The 7555-nt window shown below is 60.4% G+C and carries 5 protein-coding genes, 1 tRNA gene and 1 pseudogene; 4 read left to right on the forward strand and 3 right to left on the reverse strand.

Annotated features, from left to right (window positions below; genetic code table 11):
- Nucleotides 1–232, forward strand: a 232-nt coding sequence (locus WAO69_RS14715) for a hypothetical protein (RefSeq protein WP_422180454.1), incomplete at its 5' end; no start/stop codon positions are given.
- A gap of 340 nt (nt 233–572) precedes the next feature.
- Here the strand turns inward: WAO69_RS14715 and WAO69_RS14720 are convergent.
- From WAO69_RS14720 to WAO69_RS14730, 3 genes are all read right to left on the reverse strand, one after another.
- Nucleotides 573–646: transfer RNA gene (locus WAO69_RS14720), tRNA-Gly, on the reverse strand.
- A 48-nt stretch (nt 647–694) separates the two neighbouring features.
- The gene (locus tag WAO69_RS14725) at nt 695–1540 is read right to left on the reverse strand and encodes a class I SAM-dependent methyltransferase (protein WP_422180456.1); all 846 of its coding nucleotides are present in this window, start codon (nt 1538–1540) and stop codon (nt 695–697) included.
- An 86-nt stretch (nt 1541–1626) separates the two neighbouring features.
- A complete protein-coding gene (locus WAO69_RS14730; protein ID WP_422180458.1) occupies nt 1627–3675 on the reverse strand; it encodes an ASKHA domain-containing protein in 2049 nt (682 codons plus the stop codon).
- A gap of 275 nt (nt 3676–3950) precedes the next feature.
- On the opposite strand from WAO69_RS14730, the gene guaB reads away from it, so the two are divergent.
- The 3 genes and pseudogenes from guaB to WAO69_RS14745 form a co-directional block, all read left to right on the forward strand.
- Complete coding sequence (gene guaB, locus WAO69_RS14735; protein ID WP_422180460.1) at nt 3951–5399, forward strand: IMP dehydrogenase; 1449 nt, start codon at nt 3951–3953, stop codon at nt 5397–5399.
- Nucleotides 5399–6559 (forward strand): RsmB/NOP family class I SAM-dependent RNA methyltransferase, encoded by a 1161-nt coding sequence (locus tag WAO69_RS14740; protein ID WP_422180462.1) that lies wholly within the window; start codon nt 5399–5401, stop codon nt 6557–6559. The genes guaB and WAO69_RS14740 overlap by 1 nt, the downstream gene beginning before the upstream one ends.
- Nucleotides 6560–6659: 100 nt before the next feature.
- A pseudogene (locus tag WAO69_RS14745) lies at nt 6660–7555 on the forward strand (hybrid sensor histidine kinase/response regulator); the annotation flags it as partial.

A 7555-nucleotide genomic window follows, 5' to 3' on the forward strand; every position in this document is an offset into this window, starting at 1 on the left:
CAGACAACCAACACTGGAGCTCCTATCCAGCAACGCTGAGGGCATGGTAGATTTCCTTCCCCTGGGAGCGAATATCCCGCCTGGTACCGCAAGGAAATTCAATATCGATGACGGCAAGGGAACTTGCGTTTTCGAAGTCTATGTCACGTTCCTGGATGGCGTATCGCATAAGAATCAAGGGGACGTCTGCAAGTTAACCCGTGACGGAACCGTGTGGCTTGTTTCAAACTAGCGCCTATCGGGCATAGAATTTCACAGCGGTTTCGTCCGCACAGCAAACGTTCAGTCAAGTTCGCGCCACACAGGGGCGCAGCTAAATGCGGCTCTGTCCGCATAGCGGCACCTATACCTTCGTCCGGGCAATCGAGGGCGCACCACTGGCAGACCGGGAATCTTTCGACAGGTGGGGAACACCAGCCCATCGCGGCGCGGGCGACACGACGGGCACGCAAGCAAGAATTTCCGATGCCGCGCTTTCAGTTTTTTGCGCCTTTTATTTTGGCGGGTTTTGGGCGGGTAAGCTGCGACCTTGCAGAAAAATGTCTTAAATTTTAATGGATTGTGAGAAACAATGGAGCGGGTAACGAGAATCGAACTCGTAACTTAAGCTTGGGAAGCTCGCGTGATACCTTTTCACCATACCCGCTCTCTGAGCGTGAGCAGATAAGACCGTGATGCGAAAGCGTCAAGAGGATCAGTCGGAAATGCGCGCCGAGAAGAAGTTGATTTCAGCCGGAATACGCAGGCCCTGAGGGCTGTCAAAAGGTGCCAGAACGTCCCTCAGTCGGTCGCGTATCTGCGCATGTTGGGCATCATCCGCCTCAAAATATCTGAGTGCGGCTTCAACCGGGCCAATGGTGCAGCATTGTTCGACGAAATCCGCGGGCGTGCCCGCCGGTGTCAGATCAAGCTGCGTCACCTCTGCCGATACATCGCTGAACCCTGCACGCGCGAGCATGTCGGTGACACGATCCACATCGCGAAAAGCAAAAGGGCCGGGGGCATCCGGATCGGTCTTGGGCATCGCGCCCAGCACATCGCGTGCAGCGCGCGCAGGCACGGTGAAGAACGGATTGTTCGGGATCTGGCCCCATGCAGCAAAATCCATGCGCGCGCCCGGTTTCAACGCGCGGGCCATATTGGCAAAAGCCGATACGGGGTCTGAAAAGAACATCACCCCAAAGCGTGAGATCAGATGATCGAACCGGGACGGCTCAAACGAGTGCGCGGCCGCATCGACTTCGAGAAATGAAATCGTCCGATGGTCCTGCGCGCGTGTGCGGGCAAGACCCAGAAGGGCGGATGAGATATCCACGCCCAGAACCGACCCATCCGGGCCCACCAGCTCTGCCGCAACCAGCGCACTTGCCCCGGTGCCGCATCCGATGTCCAGAACATGAGCGCCGTCTGCGAGCCCTGCGCGTGCCATCACACCGTCCAGAACCGGCTGCATCAGCGCATCCATTGCTGCTTGATGCTCAACCCATTGCGGACCGGCGATATTGGTCCAGAAGTCCTGCTGATCGCGGTTGTCGGTCATGATGTCATCCTGTCTGTGCGCGCGGGATGACAGACGTGCCGCTCCGCTTGGTGATCCCGCGCCATGCGCGAAAGGGGACTGTCGCCTCAGGCGCGTTTGCGCCGGCGGCGGCCGCCATCGCCGGACCTGTCTGCGCCGCCAGTGTTGAAGCTGACATCGGGAAGCGTAACCACCTTGGCCAGATCCGGAAACGGATCGGTCTTGTGGGGGATGGCATTGGCGGCGACGAAATGTTCCTGAAACCGGGGCTCGATCGCGGTTTCGACCTTGGTGATCTCGCGCACTACACGTTCGATTTCAGCGCGCGCGGCGATGTTGCAAAGGGCAATGCGCGCCCCGGTGCCTGCGGCGTTGCCGGCGCTGGAGACCTTGTTGAGGGGGGCATCCGGGATCATGCCCAGGACCATGGCATGCTTGGTCGAGATATGCGCACCGAACGCTCCGGCCAGAACGATGCGGTCGACACGCTCAACGCCCATTTCATCCATCAACAGGCGGGCTCCTGCATAAAGCGCGGATTTGGCCAGTTGGATCGCGCGAATATCACCCTGGGTCACGGTGATGCGCGGGCCACCTTCCGCGGTGGCATCGTGGATCAGATAGGAGTGGGTCCTGCCTTCTGGAACCGAACGTGCGGTGCCCGTCTGTTCGGCCGAACCCACAAGCCCGCTGGGGTCAACAAGGCCCGCGATCCGCATCTCGGCGACCGCCTCGATGATGCCCGAGCCGCAGATGCCGGTGATACCGGTGGTGGCGATGACCTCGTCAAAGCCGTCTTCGTCGGACCAGACGTCGCTGCCGATCACACGAAAGCGGGGTTCCTTGGTGTCGACATTGATTTCGATGCGTTCAATCGCACCGGGCGCGGCGCGTTGCCCCGAACTGATCTGTGCCCCTTCGAAAGCCGGACCGGTCGGCGATGAACAGGCCAGAACGCGCTCGGTATTGCCCAGCAGGATTTCAGCGTTTGTTCCCACATCAACGATAAGGACCAAGTCCTTGGATTTACCGGGTTCTTCCGACAATGCCACGGCGGCAGCATCAGCGCCCACGTGACCCGCAATGCACGGAAGGATATAGACCTGCGCGCGCGGGTTCATCGCGCTCAATTCCATATCGCGCGCCAAGAGCGTCATCGAGTCCGACGTGGCCAGAGCAAAGGGTGCCTGGCCAAGTTCAACAGGATCAAGTCCAAGAAGCAGGTGATGCATCACCGGGTTGCAGACAAACACGGTCTCGACGATCAGCTTGGGATCTATCTTGCCTTCCTGCGCAATCGCGCCTGTCAGGTCATTGATCGCCTCGCGCACGGCGCGGGTCATTTCCTTGTCCCCGCCCGGATTCATCATCGCGTAGGACACGCGGCTCATCAGGTCTTCGCCAAATCGGATCTGTGGGTTCATCAATCCCGATGAAGCAATGACCGCTCCGGTCTCGAGATCGGTCAGATGCGCCGCAATGGTGGTTGATCCAAGATCAATCGCCAGACCGAACAACCCGCCTTCATGCAGGCCCGGCCAGATCTCGATGACCTCCGGCGTGCCGCCCCGGTGATCGGCATGCAGCGCCACGGTGACCTGCCAGTTGCCCTTGCGCAGGACCGGTTGCAGCTTGGCCAGAAGCGACAGATCCGCTGTGATCGCAGGCACGTCCCATTGCTCCTTGAGCGCGCGCTCCAGGCGCTCCAGATCGCCGGTGGGCGAATGCATGTCGGGCTCTTCGACCTCGACGAAGTACAGCCGCGTGGCGGGATCCATCGTGATGACCCGTGCCGAGGCGGCCTTGCGCACGACCTGACGGTGCACCTGGGATTCGGGTGGGACATCAATGACCACATCGCCCTGCACCGTGGCCTGACAGCCAAGACGCCGTCCCTCTTTCAGGCCGCGCTTGGACTTGTAGCGTTCCTCGACCGAATTCCACTCGGACAACGCGTCAGCAGCAACGGTCACGCCATGTTTGGAGAACTCACCGTAAGACGGGGTGATCTGGCATTTCGAACAAATGCCGCGCCCACCACAGACGGAATCCAGATCCACCCCAAGCTGGCGCGCCGCCGTCAGGATCGGAGTGCCGACGGCAAAGTGACCGCGCTTGCCGGACGGGGTGAAGACGACGAGAGGATCGGAGCTCATGCGAAAAAAAACCTTCAGGTGATGGGCGCTTGTGGCAGACAATATGCCATGACGTTTAAAGGGAAAGGCGAGGGGCGGCAAATGATGTCATATGCGCGTCATTTTTTCAGAGTCGAGGAAAATCATCGGCCGAGTTTGCCTGATTTTCAACGCGCCGATCCGGCTGGCCCGCGCCATTTTCAAAGAGAGCTTACAATATGATGTATGGGCCTTTCCCTGCGTCGCAAACCGTGCGATAGGGTTGCCGCCAAACGAGCTATCCATGGAGTGTTGAGATGGAGATTCGCGAGGCCCTCACCTTTGATGATGTACTCCTTGTGCCGCAGGCATCAAGCGTACTGCCAAGCACGGCCGACACGCGCACCTTTGTAACGCGCCAGATCGCCATGAACATCCCGCTCTTGTCCAGCGCGATGGATACGGTCACCGAAGCGCGCATGGCCATCGCCATGGCGCAGGCAGGCGGGATGGGTGTCGTACACCGCAATCTGTCAATCGAGGAACAGGCCCGCGAGGTGCGCCGGGTCAAACGCTTTGAAAGCGGGATCGTCTACAATCCGATCACGCTTAAACCGGATCAGACACTGGCCGACGCCAAGGAGTTGCAGGAGCGGTATCGCGTGACCGGCTTCCCGGTGGTCGACGACGCAGGACGGGTGATGGGCATTGTGACCAACCGCGATATGCGCTTTGCCAGCGATGACGCAACGCCGGTGAGCGTGATGATGACATCGAACGATCTGGCCATCCTGCGCGAGCCTGCGGACCGCGACGAAGCGATCAACCTTATGAAGGCTCGGCGCATCGAAAAACTGCTGGTCACCAATAGCCAAGGCCAGTTGACCGGTCTTCTGACGCTGAAAGACACCGAACAGGCCGTTCTGAACCCGACCGCCTGCAAGGATCAACTTGGTCGCTTGCGCGTGGCGGCGGCCTCGACTGTGGGGGACGCCGGATTCGAGCGCGCCGAAGCCTTGGTGGATGCAGGCGTGGACATGATCGTGATCGACACGGCCCATGGTCACTCCGAAGGTGTGGCGCATGCGGTGCGCCGTGCAAAGGCGCTGTCCAACGAGGTGCAGGTTGTGGCCGGCAACGTCGCGACTGCCGAGGCAACGCGCGCGTTGATTGGTGCCGGGGCCGATGCGGTGAAAGTCGGGATCGGGCCAGGGTCGATCTGTACCACGCGCATGGTGGCCGGAGTTGGCGTGCCTCAACTGACGGCGATCATGGATTGCGCGGCTGCAGCCGTTGGCATCCCGATCATCGCCGATGGCGGTATCAAGTTTTCCGGTGACTTTGCCAAGGCCATCGCGGCGGGTGCGTCCTGTGCCATGGTCGGTTCGATGATCGCGGGCACAGATGAAAGCCCGGGTGAGGTGATCCTGTATCAGGGCCGATCTTTCAAATCCTATCGCGGCATGGGCTCCCTGGGTGCAATGGCGCGAGGATCGGCAGACCGCTACTTCCAGAAGGACGCCGCCAGTGACAAGCTGGTGCCCGAAGGGATCGAAGGGCAGGTGCCTTACAAGGGCAGCGCCAGCGCGGTCATTCATCAGCTTGTTGGTGGTTTGAAAGCGGCGATGGGATATACCGGCTGCGCGACTGTCGAAGAGATGCGCAACAATTGCCAATTCGTGAAGATTACAGGCGCAGGTTTGAAGGAAAGTCATGTCCATGACGTTCAGATCACCCGCGAAAGCCCGAACTACCGGGTGATGTGATGACACCCGCCGCCCGCGTTCAGGCGGCCATAACGATCTTGGATGAAATCCTGACCGGCAAAGCGGCCGAACAGGCGCTGACCGGCTGGGGACGGCGCTCGCGCTATGCCGGTTCCAAGGATCGCGCGGCGGTGCGTGATCTTGTGTTTGATGCCGTGCGCTGTCGTCGCTCTCTGGCGGCTTTGGGCGGTGGAGAAACCGGCAGGGGCCTGATGCTGGGACTTGCTCGATCCCAGAATCTTGATGTCGATGCCCTGTTTGACGGCTCGCAATATGGCGCGCCCCGTGTTGGTCCGGATGATGCGGGTCGCCCGCCTGCGGATGGGGCCGAGGCGAGCGATATGCCCGATTGGCTCTGGCCCGAGTTTCAACGTTCTGTTGGGGATATGGCCATGCCGGCTGCCGCCTATCTGCAAGAACGCGCCCCTGTGTTTGTGCGCGCCAATCTGCGCCGCACCAACCGCGCCGAACTGACCCTGGCCCTGGATCAGGAGCAGATCACCGCTGTGCCGCATGCGCTTGCCGATACCGCGCTGGAGATCACCACAGGCGCGCGCGGCCTGCGCAACAGTTCGGCATTTCGTGATGGCCTGTTTGAACTGCAAGACGCTGCCAGTCAGGCAGTTGTTCAGGCGTTGCCTCTGGACGATGGGCAACGGGTGCTGGATTATTGCGCTGGCGGAGGCGGCAAAACCCTGGCCATGGGCGCGCGCGCCGACCTTGACTTGACGGCCTGTGATTCAGATCCGAACCGTATGCGCGATTTGCCGGAACGCGCTGCACGTGCCGGGCTGGCCGTGCGTCTGGCCGACATGGATGAACTGGATCCTGCTGGCGGATATGATCTGGTTCTGTGCGATGCGCCCTGTTCGGGCAGTGGGTCTTGGCGGCGTGCACCCGATGGCAAATGGGCCCTCACGCCAGAGCGGTTGAAGATCCTGACACAGACCCAAGACGACATACTGGACAGAGCAACCGGGCTTGTCGCCGAGGCCGGCATTCTGGCCTATGCCACATGCTCGGTGCTGAGGGTCGAGAATGAAGACCGGGTTGACGCGTTTTTGTCCCGGCACCCGGATTGGAAATCCACGATGATACAAAGCTGGCCGTTGGCGGGTGGTGCGGATGGGTTTTTTGTCGCACTGCTAGCGAGAGTGTAGAAAGATTTGCTCTACCTGTGGTAGTATGCCTTATCCGTTAAGCCTCATTTAACTCTTTTCGAGCAACACTTTGGGGCATTTCCAACCGGAGGGGGCGAATTTGTCGCTGGCCACAATCGATGCCCGTTCGCTCAGACTTCCCGGTTATCCGCGGATCGGGCGGATTGTGGTCATTGCCGCCTTGGCGATTGCCCTGCTGATCTATGCCGTGATCTGGCATGGCGGTCCGATGGCGATATGGGCGCTGACGTTGGGCGCAAGCCTGTGCGCACTGATCCTTGGACTGGTAGGAACACAGGCCCTGCGCAACCTGATTTCAATTCGCGCGACAAGAATGCTTGCCAAGTTCTTTGAAAACGATGCGACGCCCTGCTTTGTTACAGACGAAGACGGGGCTTTGGTGTCCGGAAACCCCTCTGCGCGCCGGCGGTTTCAGCCAACGCTGGGGGATACGATGGTTGCCACGCTGCGGGGCACCTTTGCCGATCCGGCGGCCATTCTTTATCGCTTGCAGACTCTTGCCGACGACAAAGGTGCCGCGCGCGAAGATATTGTCACGCGCCGCGGTCCCGTGCGCCTGTCCGTACAGCGATTGCGGGGGCGACGGTTTCTGTGGCGGATCGAAGATATTCCCGTCTCCGGGAATGCCCGACGCAGCGCCGAGACCTTGCCCGTTCCCACGCTGACGGTCAGCAAGACAGGTGCCATCCTGTCGATGAACGAGGCCGCACGCTCTCTTGCAGGGGGGCGGGTAACGTCGCTTGATCGCATTTTCTCGCATCTGCCCCTTCGAAGCGGTGAAAGCACGCCAGTCATCACCGCGGATGGAAAGCGTTACTACAACGTCATCGAACACGCGATGACTGCCGGACGACGAGAGTTGTTCCTGTTCCCGGATCCGACTTCGGGGGGCAGGGCGCTTGGTATCGACGCTCTTCCGGTCGCCCTTCTTCATCTGGATGTCATGGGGCGCATTCTGGGCGCGAACGGTGCAGC

This window comes from Aestuariivita sp., assembly GCF_049276915.1.
In the GTDB taxonomy this organism is placed as follows: domain Bacteria; phylum Pseudomonadota; class Alphaproteobacteria; order Rhodobacterales; family Rhodobacteraceae; genus Aestuariivita.